Genomic DNA, 23,754 nt, shown 5'->3' with positions numbered 1-23,754 from the left:
GGCCCTGAGTGTTTTCCCCCGCGATCCGCGTGCGTCCCCGCGTGATCTTCCACCGGGTCATCCGGTCGGCCCGCCCGACTGGCCCGTCGACCCCGCTGCGGCAACCCTGGTGAGGTGACTCCCGACCCCGTGACGGAGGGGCCGTATCCCGTACCGCAGCGGCACATCTCGTACGCCCGCCGCTTTGTGCGGCTGCTGCCGGTGCTGCTGATCGTCGGCGGCGCGATGTACGAGTACTTCACCCCGAAGGAGTTCACCGCCGTCCCGTTCTTCACGGCCGCGCCCCTGGTCGCCGCCCCGCTCTTCGGGCGGCGGTACACGATCCTCACCGGCCTGGCGGCCGTGATCACCGTGGCGGTGATCCATCTCCGGCTCGATGTGATCCTCGGCGCGGAGTCGGTCACCGAGACGATCACCGTGCTGACCGTCTCCGGGCTGGCCCTCCTCATCAACACCCTGGTCCGGCGCAGCGACGAACGGCTCGCCACCGCCCGCCAGATCGCCGAGGCCGCCCAGCGGGCGGTGCTGCCGGAGCCCGCCGAGCGGATCGACGGGTTCGAGATCGCCGTCCGTTACGAGGCCGCGCAGGCCGGTGCCTTCATCGGCGGCGACCTGTACGCGGTGCAGGACTGCCCGGCCGGGGTCCGGCTGCTGGTCGGGGACGTGCGCGGCAAGGGCATGGGCGCGGTGGCGGCCGTGGCCGTGCTCATCGGGACGTTCCGGGAGGCGGCCGAGCAGGAGGCGACCCTGGAGGCGGTCGCGGGGCGGCTGGAGCGGGCGCTGGCCCGCGAGGGCGACCGGCGCGCGGGGCTCGACGCGGTCGAGGGGTTCACCACCGCCGTACTCGCCGAACTCCCGCACGGCGAGGGCGTCCTGCGCATCGTGAACCGCGGTCACCCCGGGCCGCTGCTGCTGTACGCGGACGGCGCGCTGCGGCCGCTGCCGGCCACCGAGCCGGCGCTGCCGCTCGGGATGGGCGATCTCGGCAACTGGCCGGACCGGGTGGAGGAGTACGCGTTTCCCGCCGGGGCCATGCTGCTGCTGTACACCGACGGGGTGTCCGAGGCGCGGGACGCGCGCGGGGAGTTCTTCCTGCCCGAGGAGCGGCTGTCCGGCCGGGTCTTCGCGGGGCCGGGGGATCTGCTGACCACGCTCGCGGAGGACGTGCGGCGGCACACCGGGGGCCGGATGACGGACGACATGGCACTGCTCGCCGTACGCCGGACGGGGGCTTCGTCACAGCCGGTAAGTGAGTGAACGCCCTCCGCATAACATCTGAGTCACCGTCAAAACTCTTGTGACATACGTGGCGTGGTCAACTCGCCCGATTTTCGCCGCTCATGGCCCGTACGTCCGGCGGGAAAGCGTTAACGATCAAGTGGAACCGCTTGGAAATCACCCCCCGGTTCTATTAACGTCCGATAACGCAGCGCGGTCGTCCCAGCCGTCACAAGAGACGGCTCCGTGCTCAAGCGCCGAATTCCGCAAGGGAACCGGGGAACCACCAACTTGGGGTGAATCGGGCGTATGTGGTCGTGGCAACACGGCACATATACGCGCGTAGGAGACCTTCCTGCTCCGAACCCGTCAGCTAACCCGGTAGGCGAGAAGGAAGGAAAGGAGTACGCCTACGTGGCGTCCAACAGGCCTGCTCCTGAGGCCCCGTTCGTCCCCGCACAGCGCACCGAGGAAACCTTCGGTTACGGCGCCCCCCGCACCGACGAGGGCCCGTGGGAGGAATGGAACCCCACCGCCGAGACCGTCCGCCCCGTGCGCGGCCGGCACCGCGTCTCCAAGCAGCGCGGCGGTGGACTCGCCCGTAGCTCGACCGTCCTGGGCGTCGGTGTCATAGCCGCCGTCGGCGCGGGCGGTATGGCCACCGCGCAGACCGGCAAGCCCCCGGTGTCCATCTCCATGCCGGACCTGCCCTCGGTCGGCAGCCCCTTCGGCTCGGACGACGGCGACGACACCGAGCCCCTCTCCCAGACCTCCAGCACCCCGCTCAGCAGCCTCGGCGTGTCCACGACCGACACCGAGCAGGGCACCTCGGACGCCGGTGAGGTGCTGCGCACCCGCATCCTGGCGCAGGCCGAGAACCAGCAGAAGCAGCTCGACACCAAGACCGCGCAGCTCGCGCTGGCCAAGGCCGAGAAGCAGGCCGCCGACGCCGCCGCCAAGGCCGAGAAAGAGGCCAAGGAGAAGGCCGCCGCCGCCAAGAAGAAGGCGGAGGAGGAGGCCGCGCAGAAGGCCGAGGCCGAGCGGCTCGCCAAGCTGGCCAAGGAGTTCACGCTCCCGACCTCCTCGTACACCCTCACCTCGACCTTCGGTCAGGCCGGCGCCCTGTGGTCCTCCGGCTACCACACGGGCCTCGACTTCGCCGCGCCCACCGGCACGCCGATCAAGGCCGTGCACGGCGGCACCATCACCGAGGCCGGCTGGAACGGCTCGTACGGCTACAAGACCGTGCTGACCCTCGATGACGGCACCGAGATCTGGTACGCCCACCAGTCGTCGATCGGCGTCAGCGTCGGCCAGAAGGTCACCACCGGCGAGGTCATCGGCCGCGTCGGCGCCACCGGCAACGTCACCGGCGCCCACCTCCACCTGGAGGTCCACACCCCCGGTGGCGGCGGCATCGACCCCATGGCGTGGCTGCGCGGCAAGGGCCTCAACCCCTGAGCCGAGTTCCCCTCACGGCCCTGACGACGAACCCTCGACGTCAGGGCCGCTGTTATGAGCGGTACGGGTTGTAGTAGGCGGGGTGCGGACCGACCGGGCCGTAACCGCCGTAGCCGCTGTGAACGCCGTAGCCGCTGTGGCCGCCGTACGTGGGCAGGGGCCACGGGGTGATCACCGGGACCGGTGGTGCGGTGGCCCGTGCGGCGTGGTCGAGGGCGGGACGGGCGATGTCCCGGCGCCGCCACAGCTCGTTCAGCAACGCCCGCTCGCGCTCCACGAAGTCGGGGCCCGCGAGACCCCGGCGGCCCCGGCGGCGCAGAAACGCCAGGGACGTCGCGTACGACTCGTACTGGGCCACCGCGCGGGCGGCCGGTCTGCCCAGGTGGCGGCCGGCGTACTCACGGGCCAGACCGCGGGCCCGCATCGAGCCGAGCGCGTAGGGCTCCGAAGGGGCCAGCCAGCCGGCGGCCGCGTAGGCGGGCAGTTCCTCGCGGACCAGGCGCAGTTCGCGCTGCCGGGTCCAGATCATCAGCCAGGTCAGCAGCGCGAACGCGGGGACCATGAACACGCCGTAGACCGCGAAGAAGCCGTAGTCGCCGAAGGTCGACGAGCCGTTCCAGAAGGCGTGCAGGCCCATCGCCAGCAGCAGCCCGGACAGGGGCAGCAGAACGCGGCGCACCTGCTGGCGGTCGCCGGCGAGCGCCGCGAAGCCGAAGCCGATGCCGGTCAGCACGGTGAACAGGGGGTGCGCGAACGGCGACATGATGATCCGGACGAAGAACGTGGCCGCCGTGACCGAGGCGATGCCGCCGTCGCCCGTGAGCTGGTCGGTGCCGAACGCCGTGCCCAGATACAGGATGTTCTCGGTGAAGGCGAAGCCCGTCGCGGTGAGACCGGCTATCACCACACCGTCGAGGATCCCGGTGAAGTCCCGTCTGCGGAACAGGAAGACCAGCAGGATCGCGGCCGCCTTCGCGGACTCCTCGACGACCGGCGCTATCACGGTCGCGCCGAGGGTGTCCGCGCCCGTCGGGTCGGCGGTCGCCGTCGCTATCCATCTGGTGGCGAAGCTGTTCGCGATGATCGCTATCAGCGCCGCCGCGCACGCGCCCCAGGCGAACGCGAACACGAGGTTCCGCCACGGTCCCGGCTCGACCCGGTCCAGCCAGCGGAACGCGGCTATGAGGAGGGGAACGGGCAGCACCGCGAGGCCAAGACCCACCAGGAAGCCCTCGGTGCCGGTCTCCTGGCGCACCAGCGCGAGGATGACCAGCCCGGACAGTGCCAGCAGGATGATCAGCGCGCCGTGCCGGACCCGGCGCCAGGCCTTCGGATGCGCCCGCACATGCCGGTACCCCCACCGCCGCCACCACCGGGTCCGCCGCGGCGCGCCAACGGCGGGACCACGGGGATGTGTCGGGTACGGGGGACTGGTGGCCACGACATCGACCCTAACGAGACGGGGCGCCGCCCGCGACGGTGCCTGGGTCTCGGGGGAGCTCAGCCGACGCCGGGTCGCTCGGTGGGGGGTTGGTCTTCGCGCAGTTCGTGGTGGGGTACGCGCCGGAAGAGCACGTCGTTCACGACATGACCCTTGTCCAGTCCCTGGCCCTCGAAACGGGTGAGGGGGCGGAAGTCGGGGCGGGGCGCGAAACCGCCGTCCTTGTGCGTGTTCTCGAAGTCGGGGTGTGCCGTCAGCACTTCGAGCATCTGTTCGGCGTACGGCTCCCAGTCGGTGGCGCAGTGCACGATCGCGCCGGGCTTCAGCCGGGACGCGGCGATCGTGAGGAACTCGGGCTGGATCAGCCGCCGCTTGTGGTGCCGCTTCTTGGGCCACGGGTCCGGGAAGTAGACGCGCAGGCCGTCGAGGGAGTCGGGGGCGAGCATCTCGCGGAGCAGGATGATGGCGTCGCCGTTGCCCACACGGATGTTGGACAGGCCGCCGTGGTCCGCGAGGTTGAGCAGATTGCCCTGACCGGGGGTGTGTACGTCCACGGCGAGGATGTTGGTCTCCGGGTCCGCGGCGGCCATCCGGGCGGTCGCCTCGCCCATCCCGAAGCCGATCTCCAGGACGACGGGGTGGTCGTTGCCGAACATGTCCGCCGGGTCGACGGAGCGGCCGTCGATGTCCAGGCCCCACTTCGGCCACAGGCGCTGAAGGGCGTCCGCCTGGCCGGCGGTGACGCGGCTGCGGCGGGGCTGGAAGCTGCGGATCCGCCGCTCGAAGTGGGATCCCGCCGGGTCGGGATGCGGACCGTCGGGGAACCGGGGTTCCCCCTTGGCCCGGGTGTGACGCACGGGATCACCGGGGGTCCGATCGTGGCCGCCGGGGGGCCGGTCGGGATCGCCGCCGGGTGTGGTCTCGGGGGTGTGGGTGGAGTCAGACACAGTGGGGCGATTTTACGTGGGTGGGTGGGGGTGGGGGGTTGTGCCGGGGGGGCGTTGCGCAGCCCGGCGCGACGGGGTGCCGCTGCGCCCACCCGTGCCGCCCCAGCGGCACGACTGCCCGCAGCGGCGGTTGGTGTGCGTGCCCGCGGTGGCGGCGAGTTTCGAGCGGGCGCGAGTCGCGGGGTTAGGGGCGCGGGGAACTGCGCGAACGGCGCCCGCCGGGGCGCGGTGGCGCTACTACCCGCCTCCGAGGGCCGTCAGGGCGCGTCTGGCGATTTCTCTGCCGATGGGGAGGGACGCCGTGGCCGCAGGGGACGGGGCGTTCAGGACGTGCACCGCCCGCGGCGCCTCCTTGATCAGGAAGTCGTCCACCAGCGCCCCGTCCCGAAGGACGGCCTGCGCCCGCACCCCCGGCGCCGCAGGCACCAGGTCGGACTCCCGCACCGCGGGGAGGAGGCGCCGCACCGCCTGAGTGAAGGCACCCTTCGAGACCGAGCGGCGCAGCTCCCCCGCGCCGTAGCGCCAGTGCTGCCGGGCCAGCCGCCGCGTGCCCGGCCAGGCCACCGTCCCGGCAAGCTCCCGCGGCCGCACCACACCCCACCCATACCCCTCGCGCGCAAGCGCCGGCACCGCGTTCGGCCCGATATGGACACCCCCGTCGATCCCACGGGTGAGATGCACACCGAGGAACGGGAACGCCGGATCCGGCACCGGATACACCAGCCCCCGCACCAGCCCGGCCCGCGCCAGCTCGTAGTACTCGCCCCGGAACGGCACGATCCGCATCCCGGGCTCGTCGCCGGTCATCCGGGCGATCTCGTCGCAGTACAGCCCCGCGCAGTTCACCAGCACCCGTCCGCGCACGATGTCCCCACCGCGCGTGCGGACGGCCACGCCCAGCTCCGGGCGCCGGTCGACGCGCACGACCTCCGTGCCGTACCGGATCTCCGCGCCCGAGGCCTCGGCCAGCCGGCGGGCGACACCCACGAAGTCACAGATGCCGGTCGTGCCGACGTGGATGGCGGCGAGGCCGCGCACCTCCGGCTCGTACTCCGCGATCTGCGCCGCGCCCAGCTCCCGCACCGGAATGCCGTTCTCCCGGCCGCGCTGGACCAGGGCGTGCAGCCGGGGCAGCTCGGCGCGCTCGGTGGCGACGATCAGCTTGCCGGTGACGGCGTGCGCGATGCCGTACTCGGCGCAGAACTTCACCATCTCGGTGGCGCCGCGGACCGCGTAGCGCGCCTTGAGGGAGCCCGGTCTGTAGTAGATCCCGCTGTGGATCACCCCGCTGTTGCGGCCCGTCTGGTGCCGGGCCGGTCCTGGCTCCTTCTCCAGCACGGTCACCCGGGTCCCGGGCGCGGCACGGGTGATCGCGAACGCGGTCGACAGCCCGACGATCCCGCCGCCGACGACGAGCACGTCGCAGTCGTACGCCCCACTCCGCACCTGCACCACCTCCGCCTTCGATAGTGCACTGCGCCACTGACAGTCACTTCAAACGCGGAGGCGCACAGCTCGCCGGAGCGGGCTCCGGATCAGGCGCTACGCCGGGGCCATCAGCAGCGGGCGGGCCCGCTCCCGCAGCTCGACGACGCGCGGCTCGTCCCCGTAGGGCTCCAGGCGGTGCAGCAGATCCTTCACGTACTCCGTGGTCCGCGCGGACGAGATCCGCCCGGCGACCTCCACGGCCCGTACGCCCTGCTCGCACGCCGCGTCCAGGTTGCCCGACTCCAGCTCGGCGACGGCCGACACCACCAGCCGCAGGCCGTGCGAGCGTACGAACTCCTCCGTCGGCTTCGACAGCGCCTGCTCGGTGAACCTGCGCACCTGGCGCGGCGCCTTCAGGTCCCGGTAGCACTCGGCGGCGTCGGCGGCGAAGCGGTCGTAGGAGTAGAAACCGAGCCACGACGGGTCGTTGTCGCCGTCCCGTGAGCGCTCCAGCCAGCCCTCGGCCGCCTTCAGTGCCGCTCCGGCCGCCTGGGCGTCTCCCGCGCGTGCGTGCGCGCGTGCCTCGACGAGCCGGAAGAAGCTCATGGTGCGTGCCGTGGCCAGCCCCCGGTTGCGCTCCAGCGCGGCCTGCGCGAGGTCGACGCCCTCGTCGCCGAAGCCGCGGTAGGTCGCCTGGAGGGACATGGACGCGAGGACGTAGCCGCCCAGCGGGACGTCGGCCGCCGCGCGGGCCAGGCGCAGCGCCTGGATGTAGTAGCGCTGCGCGGCTTCCTGCTGGCCCGTGTCGAAGGCCATCCAGCCCGCGAGCCGGGTGAGTTCGGCGGTCGCGCCGAACAGCGCGCGGCCGACCTCGTCGGAGTAGCAGCCGAGCAGCAGGGGTGCCGCCTCCACGCGTAAGCACTCGGGCACCATGGACGAACGCCAGTCGCCGCCGCCGTACTTGGAGTCCCAGCGCCGGGCGTCCTCCGCGGCCTCCCGCAGCTTCAGCACGTCGCTGTGGCCGACTTTGAGCGGTGCGCCGGAGCCGTCCGTGAGGTGTGCGTCACGCGCGACCGAGCTGTCGGCCGGGGTTATCAGCCATCGGGAGGCGGGCGTTGCGTATGCGCTCACTGCGAAGGAACCGGCCAGTGACTGCCAGATTCCGCCGGTGCCGGCCCGGCGCCCTGCGAGGTCGAGGCGGTACAGCTCGGTGGCCGAGCGAACCGCCTGGCCCACGTCGCGCGGGAAGGCGAGGCCGACCTCGGGCGCGGGGTCCGCGTCCGCCAGGCCGATCTCGTGCAGCGGTACGGGCCGGCCGAGTTTCTGGCCGATCGCGGCCGCGATGAGGTGCGGTGCGGCGCCCTGGGGCACCATGCCCTTGGACACCCAGCGCGCCACCGAGGTCTTGTCGTAGCGAAGAGTCAACCCGCGTTGAGCGCCAAGATCGTTGACGCGCCGCGCGAGTCCTGCGTTGCTGATTCCCGCGAGGGCGAGAACGGCGCCGAGTTTTTCGTTCGGCCCGCGTTGCTCCCTGGACATGCGCCACCCCTCGACACAGACGGCTGCCGCGCTGGCATAACCACGCGGCATTCGTAAACCCAGCGTAGTTCGCCGCATCCCAAGCGTTAAGGGGCATTGTTCCGGATGGCGGGATTGTGGTCCGTACTGAAGTACGGGCCGGGCACGGTGCGTTGCGATGTGCTCCCGTTGTGTGGCCGTGCGCCTGTCCGTGCGCTCTTCTCCGGCCATCGGGGGAGCGGTTCCATGGCTCTGCGTGGGTCGGCCCGCTGTACTGGATCCAGTGGGCTGGGGGACACCGCCGCCTACATCCCCGCGGGCGGCGGACCGGTCCGGGGGGCGTGTCCCGCCTCCCGGACTGCGCGTCGCCGGGCGGTGCGCAGAGCATTGACGGAGCGTGTCCGAAGCCGCTCCGATGCTCCTCGCGCGGTTTCGATTTGGCCGAAAATCGACCATGCCTCCGTACGTCAATTCCCGCTCCCACCATGGAAATTGACGGCGCGTAGGGTGCTTTGGGGGCGTGTTCCGGGGGCGCATTCGCGTCGTAGGGGCCGGCTCCCGCCAGCGTGTTCGGTCGGATGTCGCCCCGCGCGTGAGGGCGCACTTCGGGGCTCATTGGCGGCTCCGCCGCCCCTCTCCCAGGCGTTCTTCGTGGCAGCATGGTGAACCGGTCCATGCGGGCACTCGTTGTCCACAGCCTGTGGAGGCGTCGATGCGGTGGTTGGTGGGATGGAGCAGCGCCGCCGCGGCAGCCGTCGGCAGCGGCTCCGCCGGGGCCACCGGGCACGACGGCGAGACCGTGCACCCGGTGGGCTCCCAACTCCTGTGGGGCGACCCCGATCCGCTCTGGGCGGTCGGCGACTGGCGCCCCGACGAGGTGCGGGTGGTCACCGCCGACCCGCAGACCCGGATCGCGGTCCTCGGCACCTGCGGCGCCAGCGACGAGGAACTGCGCGTCGGGCTGTTCGCCGCGCGCGGAGGGGCACTTCGCCATCTGACCGCCTGGTCCGGCAGCTACACGGCCGTCGTCCAGGTCGGCCGCCGGATCACCGTCAGCGGTGATCTCGCGGGCGCCCGGCCGGTGTTCCACACCCCGTGGGCCTCCGGCACGGCCTACGCGACCGCCGCGCTGCCGCTCGCCGACCTCATCGAGGCCAACCTCGACTTCGGCCATCTCGCCGCTCTGCTTGCCGCCCCCGACGTGCCGGCCGCCCTGCACGACTCCACGCCCTACGACGGCGTACGGCGCGTTCCACCGGGGCATGCGCTGATTCTGCGCGCCGGTGCACGCGAGATCGCCGGGTACGAGCCGGTCGCCTCCCTCGCCGTGGCGGCGCCGCCCGCCGACCCCGACTCCGCGGTCGACGCCGTCCGGGACGCCCTCGTGGACGCCGTACGCGCCCGGCTGGCCGCACCCCGGCACGTGCCCGGCGCCGACATCGACCCCGGCCCGGTGCCCGGCATGGGGCCCGCGGAACGGCGTGCCGCGCGCGGGATGCCGGTTCCCGGGATCGGCGCCGACCTCTCCGGCGGTCCCGCCTCCGCCACGCTGGCCCTGCTCGCGGCCGGCCTGCCCGGCGCGCCGGGCACGGTCCTCGGACACGGCACGGGCGCGGGCGAGCGGCTCCTCGCGGTCACCTTCAACGACCTGACCATCGGCGGACGCGAGGCCGAGCTGGAGCGGGCCGGCGCGCTCGCCGCCAACCCGCGCCTGCACCACGTGGTGGTCACGGGCGGCGAGGAGACCCTGCCGTACGCCGACCTCGACGGCCCGCTGACCGACGAACCCGGCGCCTCCCTGGTGACGGCCGCCCGGCACCGCGCGCGGCTCGCCGCGGGCAGCGCGGACCACTTCACCGGCTACGGCGCCCGGCAGGTCCTCGACGCACACCCCGCCCGCCTGGCCGACCTCCTGATGGACCGCAAGAGACGCCACCTCGTCCGCCCGGTCGCCGCGCTCGCCAAGGCGGAGGGCTCGGTGATGGTGCCCCCGCGCGTGTACAGCGCGGCCAGACGGCTCGCCCGCACGCCCTACCGGGCCGGCGTCGACAGCCTCGCCGACCTGCTGATGGACCGGCGGTTCGACGAGCCCGGCGGCGCGGTGGGGGCGTCGCTCGCCGCGCTGACCTGGGCGAGACCGGGGCCCGCCGCGCGGTGGCTGACCGGTGAGGCCCTTGCTGAAGTATCGGTTCGCCTGCAAGGGGCGAGTCACCGGTCCGGCATCGGACCCGGCCAGCGACCCGGCGACTTCCGCGCGCGTGCCGCCCTCGCCCGCCATGCCGCCGACGTCCGCGTCCTGGAGCAGGCCGCCGAGATCCGCTTCCAGCGCCTGCACACGCCGTTCCTCGACAACCAGGTCGTCCGCGCGTGCCGGGCGCTGCCGGAGGCGCTGCGGGTGCAGCCGGGGGCGCGGTCCGCGATTCTCCGTACGGTCCTGAAGGGGGCCGGGGTCGCCGATCTGCCGGTCGGGTGGGGGGCGCCCTCGCAGGCGCCGGCGGCGGCGGCGTTCCGTACCGGGTTGCGGGTGTCCGTCGACCATTTGGTCGACCTCTTCGGGACGCCGTTGCTCGCCGAGGCGGGGCTGGTCGAGGCGCGGGTCGTCCGTAAGGCGCTTCGCGCGTGTGCGGAGGGGGAGCCTCTGCCGCTGGACGGGCTTGCGGATCTGGTCTCCCTGGAGCTGTGGCTGCGCCGGCTGCTGGCCCGCCGGGGCACGTGCTGGACCGGCACACCGGCCCGCGCGCGAGCCGTCCCGGCGGGGATCACGCCTCAACGGGGCGCGCTGGGCGCGGGCGCGGGGGGCCGGGGCTAGCGGCCCGGGTGCGGCCCGGTGGGGGCTTGTCGCGCAGTTCCCCGCGCCCCTGTAAGCCTCCACGCGCACCCCGCGTAGCCGCACCCACCGCCGCTGCGGGCAGCTGTGCCGCTGGGGCGGCACGGGTGGGCGCAGCGGCACCCCGTCGCGCCGGGCTGCGCAACCCCCCCGCCGGAGGCGCGCCCGTCGGCGCCGGGTCGCGCAACGCCGTCGGCCAGCCCCAGCGCCGGGTCCCGCGGTGGGCGGTCGGGGCTTTGGTGACGTCGTGGGCGGGTGCCGGGGACAATGGGGCCGTGTGGTACGGGATTCTGGGGGTTACCGAGGCGCGGGACGAGCGTGGCGTCGCCGTACCCCTCGGCGGCCCCCGAGTCCGCGCCCTGCTGGCAGCCCTGGCCCTGCGGACCGGCAAGACAGTCCCCCCGCAGACCCTGATCGGCGAGATCTGGCCGGACGACCCCCCACAGGACCCACCCGCCGCCCTCCAGGCCCTCGTCGGCCGCCTCCGCCGAGCCATCGGCAAGGACGCCGTGACATCCGCCCCCGGCGGCTACCGCCTCACCGCCACCACCGCCGACGACGTGGACCTCACCGTCTTCGAACGCCTGGTCCGCGAGGGCACCACCGCCCTGGAGAACCACGACGCCCCCACCGCCGCCCGCACCCTCGCCACCGCGCTCGCCCTGTGGCGCGGCCCCGCCCTGGCCGACCTCCCCGACCGCACCGCCGCCACCCGCCCCGAGACCCTCCGCCTGACGGCGACCCGCACCCGTATCGCCGCGGACCTGAAACTGGGCCGGGCCCAGGACGTCGTACCGGAGCTGACCGAACTGACCGCGGCCCACCCGTACGACGAGACCCTGCACGCCCACCTCGTGCGCGCCCTGCGCGACTGCGGCCGTGGCGCCGACGCGCTGAACGCGTACGAGACAGCCCGCCGCGCCCTCGCCGACGGCCTCGGCACCGACCCCGGCCCCGAACTGCGCGCCCTGCACGCCGAACTCCTCAGCCCGAGCGCCCGCCCCACCCGCCCCACCCGCCCCACCCGCTCCGGCAACCTCCGCCCCCGGCTCACCTCCTTCGTCGGCCGGGAACTCGAACTCGACGCGCTTCGTTCCGAATTGCACAGGGCACGCCTGGTCACCCTCACCGGACCCGGCGGCTCCGGGAAGACCCGTCTCGCCGAGGAGGCCGCCGCCGGCCTCCCGCAGGCGTGGCTGGTCGAGCTGGCGTCGCTCGACCGGCCGGAGGCGGTGCCCGGCGCGGTGGTCAACGCGCTCGGTCTGCGCGAGACCGTGCTCATGACCAACGAGCTGGCGACCCCGCAGGACGACCCCGTCGCCCTGCTGATCGAGCACTGCGCCCAGCGCGCCCTGCTCCTGATCCTTGACAACTGCGAACATGTCATCGGCGCGGCGGCCGACCTCGCCGAGACCCTCCTCACCCGCTGCCCCGGGCTCACGGTCCTCGCGACCAGCCGTGAACCCCTGGGCGTCCCCGGCGAGTCCGTGCGCCCGGTCGAACCCCTCCGCCCCGACCAGGCGCACCGGCTGTTCGCGGAGCGCGCGTCCGCCGTCCGCCCCGACCCGGACGCCCTGCTCCACGACCGGGAGGCCGTGGCGGAGATCTGCCGCCGCCTGGACGGACTGCCGCTCGCGATCGAACTGGCGGCGGCCCGGCTGCGGATGCTCACCCCGCGCCAGATCGCCGACCGGCTCGACGACCGCTTCCGGCTGCTCACCGCCGGGAGCCGTACGGTGCTGCCCCGCCAGCAGACCCTGCGCGCGGTCGTCGACTGGTCCTGGGACCTGCTCGACGAACCGGAGCGGGAGATGCTGCGCGAGGTCTCCGTCTTCGCGGGCGGCTGGGACCTCGCGGCGGCGGAGGCCGTCTGCGGCGGCCCGGCCGCGGAGCTCCTGGGCGCCCTCGTCGACAAGTCCCTCGTCGTCGCGGCCCCTTCCGCGCGGGACGGCACCGAGGGCATGCGCTACCGCACGCTGGAGACCATCCACGAGTACGCGGTCGAGCGCGCCGCCGAGTCCCCGGGCCGCCGCGCCAACACCGAGCGCCGGCACCTCGCGTGGGCACGCGCACTCGTGCGCGAGGCCGACCCGAAGCTGCGCTCGGCCGGCCAACTGCCGTGGATCGCCCGCCTGGAGACCGAGCTGGACAACATCCGCGCGGCCCTCGGCCGCGCGGTCGAGGCCGGCGACGAGGCGGCGGCGGGCGGACTCGCGCTCTCCATGGGCTGGTTCTGGTGGCTGCGCAACTACCGCCAGGAGGGCGTGCGCTGGATCGAACGGGTCCTGGGCGCGGCCGGCCCGCCGGACCAGCCGTTCGACCCCGTGGAGGCCTACCTGGCCACCGCCGACGAGGAGACCGACCACCCGCACCACGCGCTCCGTATGGACCTGCGGATGCTGCACCTCTTCCTGATGTCCGACACGGAGCCGCTGGAGGGCCGGATCGAACCGCGCAAGGCGGAGTACGTCGACCGGCTGCGCCGGCGCTACGAGAAGGGCGGACCGGAGTCGGCCCGTATCCCGGGGCTGCTCTGGCCGCTGACCGCCTTCCACCGCAGGGGCGAGGTCGACCCGCTGACCATCCTGGAGGACGCCGTCGCCAACTGCCGCCAGTACGGCGGCGACTGGGAGCTCGGCGTCACCCTGATGTTCCGGGTGCACGTCGTCGTCGACTCGCCCGGCGGCTCCCCGGACATCGACGCCGACCTGGCCGAGCTGCGGACGCTCAGCCGGCGTGTGGGCGACCGCTGGCTGCGGGCGCAGGTCTCCAGCGCGGCCGGCGAGGCGGCCATGCCGACCGGCCGCTTCGACGTGGCACGCGGGCGGTACGAGGAGTCGCTGCGGCTCGCCTACGAGGTGGGCGCGTTCACCGAGACGCCGTTCCTGATGGTCCGGCTGGCGGAGATCCTGTTCCGCACGGGCGATGCCACCGGCGCCGCGACCGCCCTGGACGAGGCGACGGCGGCCGCCGACACCTACGGCGTCCCGGACTCACGGGCCTTCGTCGCACTGCTGCGGGCGTACATGGCGTTGCAGGCCGAGGAGGTCGCCGTGGCGCGCGAGTGGTGCGACGAGGCCCGCAGGTACTCCGCGCTCGGCAGTCCGCCGCCGCACTTCACCGCCGCGGCGGACGGCCTGGAGGCGGTGGTCACGGCCGCCGAGTCCGGCCCCGCGCACGGTCTGCCGCTGCTGGCGGAGGCGTTGCGCCGGGCGCACGCCGAGGGGTGCGCGGAGCCGGTCGTGGCGGCCCTCCTGGACAGCGCGGCCGACCTGCTCGCCCGCCTCGGCGACTTCCCGCGCGCGGCCCGCGTCCTGGCCGCCGCCGACACACTGCTGGGCCCGGTGGCCCGCCTCTCGCCGGAGAGCGAGCAGGTCGAACGCACCGGGGCGGCGATCCGCGAGGCCCTCGGCCCGGCCGGCCACGCGGCCGAACGCGCGCGGGGCGCGACGCTCACGGCGGAGGCGCTCGTCCGGGAACTGCGCGGCCCGTACTCCTAGGTGCAGGAGAAGCGCGACTGCGCCCAGTCCACCGGCAGCAGCCGGTCGAAGGCGCTGTGCGGCTCCACCACCAGCCGTACGGTCTCGCGTCCGGCGAGGTTCACATGGACCGGCACCGCCGGGTCACCGCCCCTGACGGGACCGGACTTCCACAGCCGGGCGCCGTCGCCGTAGACGGAGAACGAGACGTTGCCGAGCTTCAGCGTCATGTCGTCGACGCCGACGAGCGCGTCGTAGGCCGTGCAGTCGCGGTTGAGGTCGATGGTGACGGAGGACGAACCGTGCACGGTGACGCCGTGGTCGTACGTCCGGCCGCCGATGGACAGCCCGGACCGCTGCCACACCCAGCTGCTCTGCCCGATCCGCATCTCGGGCCTGGTGCCGTCGCCGGAGACGTCGTACGCCAGCTCGCTCCACTGGTAGACGACCGGGACCGGAGGCGGTGGTGGCGGGGGAGGCGCCGGGGTCGGTGTGGGCGGGCGGGGCGTCGGGGTGGGCGCGGGGGCCGGAGCCCGCGTGGGAGTCGGTGTCGGCGTCGGGGTGGCCCTCGCGGTGGGCGTGGGGCTCGGCGTCCGGCTGGGCGTCGGTGTGGGCCGCGCCGCCGGGACGACCGGGGGCTGCGGCTGGGGCTGCTTCCTCGACGGGGCCGGCGACGGCGGCTCCGGCTGGGCGGCCGGCACCGAAACGGGCGGCTTGGCCCGCGGACCCGGGGGCTCGGCCTCGTCGTTGATGAGCGCGAACGCCACCGCGGCGGCGGCCACCGCGACCACTCCGGCCGCGACCCCCGCCTTCACCGGCGCGCCCACCCCCTCGGAGGCGGCGGCCCCGCCCCCCGCGCCGCCCGACGAACCGCCCGCCGCGGAGGCCGCACCCGCCGCGCCCGCGGCACCGGCACCCGTGCCCCCGGCGATGAGCGCGGCGGCCTTCGCGTACCCGGCGGCACCGAACCAGCCGATGACGGCCACCGGCACGACCGCGGGGATCCCGCTCGCGACCTCCTCGACCTGGCTCAGCGCCAGCCGGCACTTCGCGCACTCCTCCAGATGCTTGCGCAGGCCCCGTTCGGCACGGGTGCGCAGCTTGCGGCGGGCGTAGGTGCCCAGCTGGTCGGCGTAGCGGGCGCACACCTCGTCGTCCACGAGGGTGGCGCTGACATGGGCCTGGAGATACGCCTGCTTCAGCCCCTCGCGCGCCCGACTGGCCAGCACCCGCGTGCCGTTGGCGTCGAGCCCGAAGAGCGTGGCGACCTCACTGGGCGACTCGTCCTCGACCTCGGTGTGCCACAGCACGGCCTGCCAGCGCTCGGGCAGCGAACGGAAGGCCTGCATGGCCATGGACTGCTCGGCCACGTGCATCGCCCGGACGTCCGCGCCGAGGTCGAGCGTGTCGTCGTCGGACACCTCGGAGGAACGCGCGGACTGGGCGGCGAACACCGCGAAGTCGTCGACCAGTTGCTCGCGCCGCGCGGACTTCGTCCAGTTCGCCGCCACGCGCCGGATGCTGGTGAGCAGATAGGCGCGTACGGCGTGCTCGGGCCCGGAGCCGCCGCGTACCGCCTGGAGCATCCGGGCGAAGACCTCGGCGGTGAGGTCGTCGGCGGTGTGGGCGTCACGGCAGCAGGTACGGGCGTAGCGGCGCACGGCGTCGGCGTGGCGCCGGTACAGCTCCTCGTACGCCGTGTCGTCCCCGGACCGCATCCGCCCGATCAGTTCGGCGTCGGCGGCCGGCAACTCGCGCGGCGGCGGCAGCACCCCGTCGTCCCGCCGGTCCCGCTGCGACGGCACACTGCCCTCGCCGCCCTGGACGGGGACACTTTCGCCGCCCTGCGCGGGAACGCCTCCGCCGCCCTGGACGGGGACGCTCTCCGTGCCCTGTGCCGGGATGCTCTCGGCGCCCTGGACAGGGACGTTGAGGTCGGCCGGCTCACGGCTCTGGCCGGGGACACTGACGTCGACGGGCTCACCGCCCTGGGCCGGCACACCGGCCTCGGCGCTCTCCCCGCCGCCGGCGCGCGGTACGCCGGTCCGCCCACCCTGGCTGGGCACCTGCGGATCGATTCTTCCGCCGGTTCCGCCGGTTCCGTCGGCTCCGGAGTCGCCGTCACCGAGAGACTCGTCCCGCCCGTCAACACTCATTGCGGAAAGCCCCCGCCGCCTGACCCACCAGTCCCGAACACCGGGTCAGAGTGCCACATCGACTTTTCGTCAGTAACCCGCCGAGCGGCCCATCCACTCATCCGAGGGGACTTTCTGGAACGCCGTATTGGCAATCACCCGTTCGGGGAATGCTCAACCAGCGCCGCCGGGCCGGAAGTTGACGGATTCGCCCATAAAGCAAGGCAATTGCCCCGGAAAACTCCGGTCATGCGTGGCCGGGGTGCGGACACCGAAGCATCCGCACCCAGGACCACCACGAGATCAACTCGCCCTGGAACTCGCCCCGCCGCCCGCCACTCACACGGGCCGGGACCGCAGCCCCTCCAGCAGGATGTCCAGCAGCCGTGCCGAGGCCGCCGCCTGCTGCGCCGCGTCCGGCAGCGAGGGCGCCGCCGTGGCGATGACGAGCAGGACGTCCGAGACCGACACGTCCGGCCGCAGCGCCCCCGCCGTGCGCGCCCGCTCCACGAGCTGGCCCACCACGTCCAGCAGCGCCGCCGCCCCCGAGTCGTCGTCGACGGAGACCGGCACCTCCTCCGGCACCAGCCGCAGTTCCCCGGAGCCCGGCTGGAACCGCTGCGCGGGCACCCGCGCCTCGTCCGCACCGTCCTCCGCGACGCCGACCCGCAGCACCTGCGGCGGCAGCAGCCGCCCGGCACCGGAGGCCACCGACGTCCGCAGGAAGCGCGACAGCGCCGACCACGGCTCGTCCTCCTGGCCCAGAGCCGTCCGGGCCTGGTCGGTCAGCCGGGACGTCTCCTCCTCGGCTATCCGCCGGACCAGGACGTCCTTGCTCGGGAAGCGCCGGTACACCGTGCCGACACCGACCCGCGCGCGCCGCGCCACGTCCTCCATCGGCGCGCCGTACCCCAGTTCGCCGAAGACCTCGCGCGCGGCCCGCAGCACGTGCTCCAGATTGCGCTGTGCGTCCACCCGCAGCGGTGTGGTGCGCGGCCCGTCACCGCGTCCGTTGCCCACCGCCGCGCCCACCGGGCCGGCCGGTGCGAGCGCCGACGCGGTAGACCAATGAGACTCCTGAACATGCATATGAATTCCCCCGGTAATGACGTCTCCCCCCGGAGACTCCCCGCCATTGGATACCGGAGCGCGGCGAACAAGCCCGGACAACGGGCCCTCCTGCGAGATCCTGCCGGACCTCCCGGACCCGTGAGCACATCCCCCTACACCCCGTCGAGACACGAACATAGTTGAGAGGGGGTCAATTCAGAAGGGGCAGGTTCCGCACAGAGCGCCCTGCGATCGGAGTACGGACCGTATACGTCCCGATTGCACCCGCTTCCCCCACCCCAAACACCCCCTCTGACCTGCACAGCTCCCCGCACACTCCGGCAAACCGGCCAAGGCGGGGCACGCCAGGCCTCCAGTCACACAAATTGTCGAGGCTGTGGACAAACGGCGGTGCCCAGTGCGTCATGGGATGGTGAAGGAACGTGCGCGCATTCTCGTTGTCGGCGGCGGCTACGTCGGGATGTACACGGCCCTGAGCCTCCAGAGGGGGCTCAAACCCGAACTCGGGCGGGGCGAGGCCGAGATCACCGTGGTCACACCCGACCCGTACATGACCTACCAGCCGTTCCTTCCGGAGGCCGCCGCCGGATCCATCTCGCCACGCCATGTCGTCGTACCACTGCGCCGCGTACTGCCCCGCTGCCGGATCCTGGTCGGCGAGGTCGCCACCATCGACCACGCCAAACGCACCGCGACCCTCACCACCCTCGCCTCCGAGGAGGAGGGCACCGGACCCCGGCAGCTGTCGTACGACGAACTCGTCCTCGCGCCCGGCTCGGTCTCCCGCACCCTGCCCGTCCCCGGCCTCGCCGAGCACGGCATCGGCTTCAAGACCGTCGAGGAGGCCATCGGACTGCGCAACCACGTCATCGAGCAGATGGACATCGCCTCCTCCACCCGCGACCCCGCGATCCGCGACGCCGCCCTCACCTTCGTCTTCGTCGGCGGCGGCTACGCGGGCGTCGAGGCGCTCGCCGAACTGGAGGACATGGCCCGCTACACCGCGCGGTACTACCACAACCTCGACCCCGACGACATGAAGTGGATCCTCGTCGAGGCCTCGGACCGCATCCTCCCCGAGGTCGGCGCCGACATGGGCCGCTACACCGTCGCCGAACTGCGCCGCCGCAACATCCAGGTCCTCCTCGAAACCCGCCTGGACTCCTGCGCCGACCGCGTGGCCGTCCTCAGCGACGGACAGCGCTTCCCGACCCGTACGGTCGTCTGGACCGCCGGCGTCAAACCGCATCCCCTGATCGCCGCGACCGACCTCCCGCTCACCGACCGCGGCCGGCTGCGCTGTACCGCCGAACTGGCCGTCGAGGGCACCCCGCACGCCTGGGCCGCGGGCGACGCCGCCGCCGTCCCCGACGTCACCGCCCCAGAGCCCGGCACCGACTGCGCCCCCAACGCCCAGCACGCCCTGCGCCAGGCACGCGTCCTGGGCGCCAACATCGCCCACTCGCTGCGCGGCGAACCACTGGAGACGTACGCACACAAGTACGCCGGCTCGGTCGCCTCGCTCGGCCTGCACAAGGGCGTCGCCCAGGTCTACGGCCGCAGGTTCAAGGGCCGGCCGGCCTGGATCATGCACCGCGCGTACCACCTCAGCCGCGTACCGACCTTCAACCGCAAGGCACGCGTGCTGGCGGAATGGACCCTCTCGGGGCTTTTCAAACGGGAGATCGTCTCCCTCGGTTCACTCGAACATCCCCGAGCGGAGTTCGAACTCGCGGCCGGGGGAAAGGCTACGGAAGACCCGAAGGGGTCGACCTGACCGGACCGCGGAACTCTGCGCCACACCCCGGCGTCTGACGGATGCCGACCGGTCGGCCACACTGCCAGACTGGTCCACGTTCCCGGGCGGGCCGCGACCCGCCCGACACCCACGAGGCTCTCCCCCAAGTGCTGCAATCCCGGGGGCCGGTACAAGGTGCGGCTACCGCTGCGCGGCCACCAGGGCCCCCGGGCCGGAACCGGAGCCGGCCGACGACGACTACACGAGGCAAGGATTCGTGAACTTCACGCGCTGGAGCGCCCGCCTCCCCGGAACGCAGCGCCGCGCCGCAGCGCGCGCCGAACCCGCCGCACCCCCCGACCGCCCCGGCGAGGGCTCCGTACCCGCCGCCCGCGCGGAGCACTTCGACGACGACCCGCCGCCCGGCCCCGCCGTCGACGAACTCCCGGTGCGCGACGTCCTCGACCGGGTCCCCGCCCTCGTCGCCCTCGTCCACGGCCACGACCACCGCCTCGCCTACGTCAACGACGCCTACGCCACCGCCTTCGGCGCCCGCGCGCTCGGCCGCCCCGCCGGCGACGCCCTGCCCGAACTCCGCGACCTCGGCCTGCTCCCCCTGCTCGACCAGGTCCTGCGCAGCGGCAAGCCCCGTACGGTCAAGTCCCGCAAGGCCTCCGACGGCCGCTCCTACACCTTCAGCTGCACCCCCGTCACCCAGGGGGACGACGGCGGCGTCCTCGTCTTCGCCACCGACGTCACCGACCACGCCGAGGCCGCCGAACGCCTGCGCGCGAGCGAACGCAGCCAGCGCGAGACCGCCGTCACCCTCCAGCGCTCCCTGCTCCCCCAGGAGCTCGAAGAACCCGACGACCTGCGCATCGCCGCCACCTACCAGCCCGGCGGCACCGAGACCGCGGTCGGCGGCGACTGGTACGACGTGATCACCCTCGGCGGCGGCCGCACGGCCCTCGTCATCGGCGACGTCATGGGCCGCGGCGTCCGCGCGGCAGCGGTCATGGGCCAGCTGCGTACGGCGGTCAGGGCCTACGCCCGGCTCGACCTGCCCCCGCACGAGGTCCTGCAACTCCTCGATGGACTCGCGGCCGAGATCGACGCCAACCAGATCGCCACCTGCGTCTACGCCATCCACGACCCCAACGAGGGCCGGCTGGTGTACGCCTCCGCGGGCCACCTGCCGATCCTGGTGCGCGACGAGAGCGGGTCGGTGCTGCGCGCGGACGAACCGACCGGTCCGCCGCTCGGCACCGGCGGCTGGATGCATGCCTCCGGGACCGTGCCGCTCGGCCCGGGCTCGACCGCCGTCCTCTACACGGACGGCCTGGTCGAACGCCGGGACGCGGATCTGGACGAGGGCATCGAGGCGCTGGAACGCGCCCTCGCGGGTGCCACGGGCACCCCGCAGGTCGTCTGCGACCGCCTGGTGCGCTCCGCCGGGGTCGCCGCCGACCACGACGACGACGTGGCCGTCCTCGTCCTCCAGCACCCGGCCCGCAACGGCCCCGACGGCGAGCTGTTCCGCAACGCCGCGCTGGAACTGCTGGGCGGGGTGGAGGCGGCGCCTCGCGCGCGTGCGTTCGCCTCCGGCGTGCTGACCAGTTGGCGGTTCCCGACGGATCTGCACGATCTGGGGGTGCTGGCGGCTAGTGAGCTGGTCGCGAACTCGTTGCAGCACGGGACGCCGCCGATGCGGTTGCGCCTGCGGCGGACGGACCGGCGGCTGATCGTCGAGGTCACGGACGGGGACGACCACCTCCCCAGACGCCGCCGCGCGGAACCGGCCGACGAGTCGGGGAGGGGTATCGCCATCGTGGCGACGATCGCGACGAACTGGGGGAGCCGGCGGACGCCGGGGGGTGGCAAGGCCGTCTGGTGCGAATTCGCCTTGCCGGCGGGGTAGGGGGCGAGTCGGCATCGCCGCCGGGTGCGGGCCCGGTGGGGGCTCGTCGCGCAGTTCCCCGCGCCCCTAAAAGCAAAAGCCCTCCCCGCCCCACCTGCGTAGCCGCGGGCAGGCGTGCCGCACGGCGGCACCCCGTCGCGCCGGGCTGCGCAACGCCCCCCGCGGTCAGACCTTTGCCGGGGTCGGCTCGATCGGGGTGCTGCTTCGGCGGATGATTTGGCTGCGGGCCAGCCACGGCTGGTCCTGCACCGCGGTCAGACTCCGCCCCATCCGCAACGCCAGCCAGCTGATCCCCAGAGAGAACAGCAGGAACGTCACCACATACGGCGCATGCAAAGACGCCCCCATGGGCCCGCCAACCGCCGGCCCCACAGCCAACGCAAGCTGCTTGACCAGCGCAAACGCCGAGTTGTACTGCCCAGCCATCCCCTCGGGCGCCAGATCCGCCACCAACGGAGCCACGGTCGGCGACAACATCGCCTCCCCCAGCCCGAACAACGCGTACGTCGACACAAACGCCGCCGTGGCCATCGCCTGACTACCGTGCCCCAGCCCCGCATACCCCGCGGCAACCCACGCCACCGCCCAGATCAGCCCCACCAGGGCGATCACCCGAGACCGCCGCCGCCGCTCCACGAACTTCAGCACGGCGAACTGCGCGACCACGATCATCGCGGTGTTGGCCGCCAGCGCGGTCCCCAGCGCGGACGTCGAGATCCCGGCAGCCTCGACCCCGTACGCGCTCAGCCCCGACTCGAACTGCCCGTAGCAGGCGAAGAACAGCACAAAGCCCAGCACGGACAGCTGCACCATGGCCCGGTTCCCGAGCAGCTGCTTCCAGCCGCCCTTCGCCGACGCGACCGGCGCCCCCGCGATCCGCGGCGCCCGCGGCATCCGGACCGTCGTCATCACCACGACCAGCAGCAGGAACATCACCGCCTCGATCGAGAACAGCAGCGTGAACGACGACACGCGCGTGGCATCCACGAGATGACCACCGATGAGCCCACCCACGCCGAGCCCCAGGTTCTGAAGGAAGAACTGGGTCGCGAACGCCCGCGACCGCGTCTCCGCCGACGACACGTCCACGATCATCGTGGCCAGCGCCGGCTGCATCACGGCCTGCCCGGCCCCCAGCGCCGCGGCCGACAGCAACACGGTGACCGCAGTCCCCGCGAGCCCCAGGCTCAGCGCTCCGACGGCGGCGGTGACCAGGGCGACGAGCAGCACCGGCAGCGGGCCCCGCCGGACGATGGCCCGCCCGGCGAACGGGAGCACCACAAGCGCGGCCACCGCGAAGACGGCGAGCACCATGCCCGCGGTCGTCGCGCCCAGTCCCCGCACCTGCGCCACATAGACGTACAGGTAGGGGACGGTGAAGCCGAGCCCGAACGCGCTCAGTGCGTTGCCCACGTGGATCCGGCGCATCGCTGCGCCCATCGCCCTGGTCACGGTCACCTCTCTCAGGTAGTTCAAGTGCCTCAGTAGTTAGAAGCAAAGACTTCGAAGCTAAAGAGTACACATCAAAGGACCTTAGCGCCAAGCCGTGCCATACTGCGGTCCATGGCCGACACCCCCGGCGCGGGCGAGCCCACACTCGACGAGCAGATCGCCGCGTACCAGCGCGAGTTCCAGGACCTCGACCCCCAGGTCGAGAAGATCGTCTCGGCGCTGTCCCGGCTGAACCGCCGGATGAACGTCGCCTACGGCCGCCAGACCGCCGCCCTCGGCATGAGCAACGCCGAGTGGGAGGTCCTCAAGGCCCTCGTCCTCGCCGGTGCGCCCTACCGGCTCGGCCCCGGCGACCTGGCGAAGCGCCTCGGTCTGACGCCGGCCGCGATGACCCACCGGATCGACCGCATGGTCACCGAGGGTCTGGTCACCCGGGAACGCGACGAGTCCAACCGCGTCCGCGTCATCGTCGAGCTGACCCCGGTGGGCCGCGAGAAGTGGCTGGAGGCCATGCGTATGGCGTCCGTCTTCGAGGAGGAGCTCCTCCAGGACCTCTCCACGGAGGAACGGAACGCCCTCGGCGACGTCCTCACCCGCCTGCTGCGCCGGGTGGAGCACGCCCAGCCGGACGCGGGCGGCCGCCTCAGCGACCTGGACTGACGGGCGGTCCCGCCCCGGGGAGCAAAAGATCTTGACAGGCGACGCTTGACAGCCCCCTGCTCGATCCGTAATGTTCTCCGGGTTGCCGCGGAGCCGTAACGGTTCTTCGACAACACCTCCCGCCGCGCGAGCGGCAACCAAACCATCAGCACGATCTCCCCACGGGGTTGATTTCGGCGTGCCCGAATTCAATTCGATTTGGGGCTCGGCAGCCCGATTGGGAATCGCCGGGAGGATCCGCTAAGGTTTGAGACGTCGGAAGGGCCCAACGGCCCGGAAGACAAACCCCGCTGACTGGGGGTCAGGTCGAGAAAGAAGATCTGATAGAGTCGGAAACGCAAGACCGAAGGGAAGCCCGGAGGAAAGCCCGAGAGGGTGAGTACAAAGGAAGCGTCCGTTCCTTGAGAACTCAACAGCGTGCCAAAAATCAACGCCAGATATGTTGATACCCCGTCTCTCTG

The 23,754-nt window shown here is 73.0% G+C and carries 14 protein-coding genes and 1 riboswitch; of the genes, 7 read left to right on the top strand and 7 right to left on the bottom strand.

Translation table 11 applies throughout. The annotated features are described in order from the left end of the window. Nucleotides 1-114 precede the first annotated feature (114 nt). Both ACIQAC_RS08270 and ACIQAC_RS08265 read left to right on the top strand, forming a co-directional pair. A complete protein-coding gene (locus ACIQAC_RS08270) occupies nt 115-1,257 on the top strand; it encodes a PP2C family protein-serine/threonine phosphatase (protein WP_402188256.1) in 1,143 nt (380 codons plus the stop codon). Nucleotides 1,258-1,463: 206 nt separating this feature from the next. Then, a riboswitch (cyclic di-AMP (ydaO/yuaA leader) is annotated at nt 1,464-1,621 on the top strand. A gap of 11 nt (nt 1,622-1,632) precedes the next feature. Beyond that, the gene (locus ACIQAC_RS08265) at nt 1,633-2,679 is read left to right on the top strand and encodes a M23 family metallopeptidase (protein WP_402188255.1); all 1,047 of its coding nucleotides are present in this window, start codon (nt 1,633-1,635) and stop codon (nt 2,677-2,679) included. Between the two features lie 52 nt (nt 2,680-2,731). On the opposite strand, the gene ACIQAC_RS08260 is transcribed toward ACIQAC_RS08265, so the two are convergent. From ACIQAC_RS08260 to ACIQAC_RS08245, 4 genes are all read right to left on the bottom strand, one after another. After that, nucleotides 2,732-4,120 carry a PrsW family intramembrane metalloprotease gene (locus ACIQAC_RS08260; RefSeq protein ID WP_402188253.1) on the bottom strand — a complete coding sequence of 463 codons (1,389 nt, stop codon included), beginning with the start codon at nt 4,118-4,120 and terminating at the stop codon, nt 2,732-2,734. A gap of 59 nt (nt 4,121-4,179) precedes the next feature. Next, on the bottom strand, nt 4,180-5,067 hold the full coding sequence (gene trmB / locus ACIQAC_RS08255) for a tRNA (guanosine(46)-N7)-methyltransferase TrmB (RefSeq protein WP_402188252.1): 888 nt from the start codon (nt 5,065-5,067) through the stop codon (nt 4,180-4,182). A 237-nt stretch (nt 5,068-5,304) separates the two neighbouring features. After that, complete coding sequence (lhgO, locus tag ACIQAC_RS08250) at nt 5,305-6,522, bottom strand: L-2-hydroxyglutarate oxidase (RefSeq protein ID WP_402188250.1); 1,218 nt, start codon at nt 6,520-6,522, stop codon at nt 5,305-5,307. Nucleotides 6,523-6,609: 87 nt separating this feature from the next. Beyond that, entirely contained in the window at nt 6,610-8,034 is a 1,425-nt protein-coding gene (locus tag ACIQAC_RS08245) for an MFS transporter (protein WP_402188248.1), read from the bottom strand. 691 nt (nt 8,035-8,725) lie between these two features. On the opposite strand from ACIQAC_RS08245, the gene ACIQAC_RS08240 reads away from it, so the two are divergent. Both ACIQAC_RS08240 and ACIQAC_RS08235 read left to right on the top strand, forming a co-directional pair. After that, nucleotides 8,726-10,822: an asparagine synthase-related protein gene (locus ACIQAC_RS08240; protein WP_402188246.1), complete on the top strand. Its 2,097-nt coding sequence runs from the start codon at nt 8,726-8,728 to the stop codon at nt 10,820-10,822. A 293-nt stretch (nt 10,823-11,115) separates the two neighbouring features. Next, nucleotides 11,116-14,340, top strand: a complete 3,225-nt coding sequence (locus tag ACIQAC_RS08235) for an ATP-binding protein (RefSeq protein WP_402188244.1) — start codon at nt 11,116-11,118, stop codon at nt 14,338-14,340. Here the strand turns inward: ACIQAC_RS08235 and ACIQAC_RS08230 are convergent. Next, nucleotides 14,337-16,475 carry a sigma-70 family RNA polymerase sigma factor gene (locus ACIQAC_RS08230; protein ID WP_402188242.1) on the bottom strand — a complete coding sequence of 713 codons (2,139 nt, stop codon included), beginning with the start codon at nt 16,473-16,475 and terminating at the stop codon, nt 14,337-14,339. The genes ACIQAC_RS08235 and ACIQAC_RS08230 overlap by 4 nt on opposite strands. Before the next feature lie 318 nt (nt 16,476-16,793). Next, complete coding sequence (locus ACIQAC_RS08225; protein ID WP_402188240.1) at nt 16,794-17,543, bottom strand: TetR/AcrR family transcriptional regulator; 750 nt, start codon at nt 17,541-17,543, stop codon at nt 16,794-16,796. A 391-nt stretch (nt 17,544-17,934) separates the two neighbouring features. Between ACIQAC_RS08225 and ACIQAC_RS08220 the strand changes: the two genes are divergently transcribed. Then, nucleotides 17,935-19,302 (top strand): NAD(P)/FAD-dependent oxidoreductase, encoded by a 1,368-nt coding sequence (locus ACIQAC_RS08220; RefSeq protein ID WP_402188238.1) that lies wholly within the window; start codon nt 17,935-17,937, stop codon nt 19,300-19,302. Nucleotides 19,303-19,540: 238 nt separating this feature from the next. After that, a complete protein-coding gene (locus tag ACIQAC_RS08215; RefSeq protein WP_402188237.1) occupies nt 19,541-21,181 on the top strand; it encodes a SpoIIE family protein phosphatase in 1,641 nt (546 codons plus the stop codon). Nucleotides 21,182-21,346: 165 nt separating this feature from the next. Here ACIQAC_RS08215 and ACIQAC_RS08210 read toward each other — a convergent pair whose 3' ends face one another. Then, complete coding sequence (locus tag ACIQAC_RS08210; protein WP_402189254.1) at nt 21,347-22,621, bottom strand: MFS transporter; 1,275 nt, start codon at nt 22,619-22,621, stop codon at nt 21,347-21,349. A gap of 123 nt (nt 22,622-22,744) precedes the next feature. Here ACIQAC_RS08210 and ACIQAC_RS08205 point away from each other — a divergent pair, with 123 nt between their 5' ends. Then, nucleotides 22,745-23,293: a MarR family winged helix-turn-helix transcriptional regulator gene (locus tag ACIQAC_RS08205; protein WP_402188235.1), complete on the top strand. Its 549-nt coding sequence runs from the start codon at nt 22,745-22,747 to the stop codon at nt 23,291-23,293. Nucleotides 23,294-23,754 lie beyond the last annotated feature (461 nt).

This window comes from Streptomyces sp. NPDC088387 (genome assembly GCF_044753385.1).
Lineage (GTDB): Bacteria > Actinomycetota > Actinomycetes > Streptomycetales > Streptomycetaceae > Streptomyces.
This window is presented reverse-complemented; position numbering and strand designations above follow the sequence as displayed.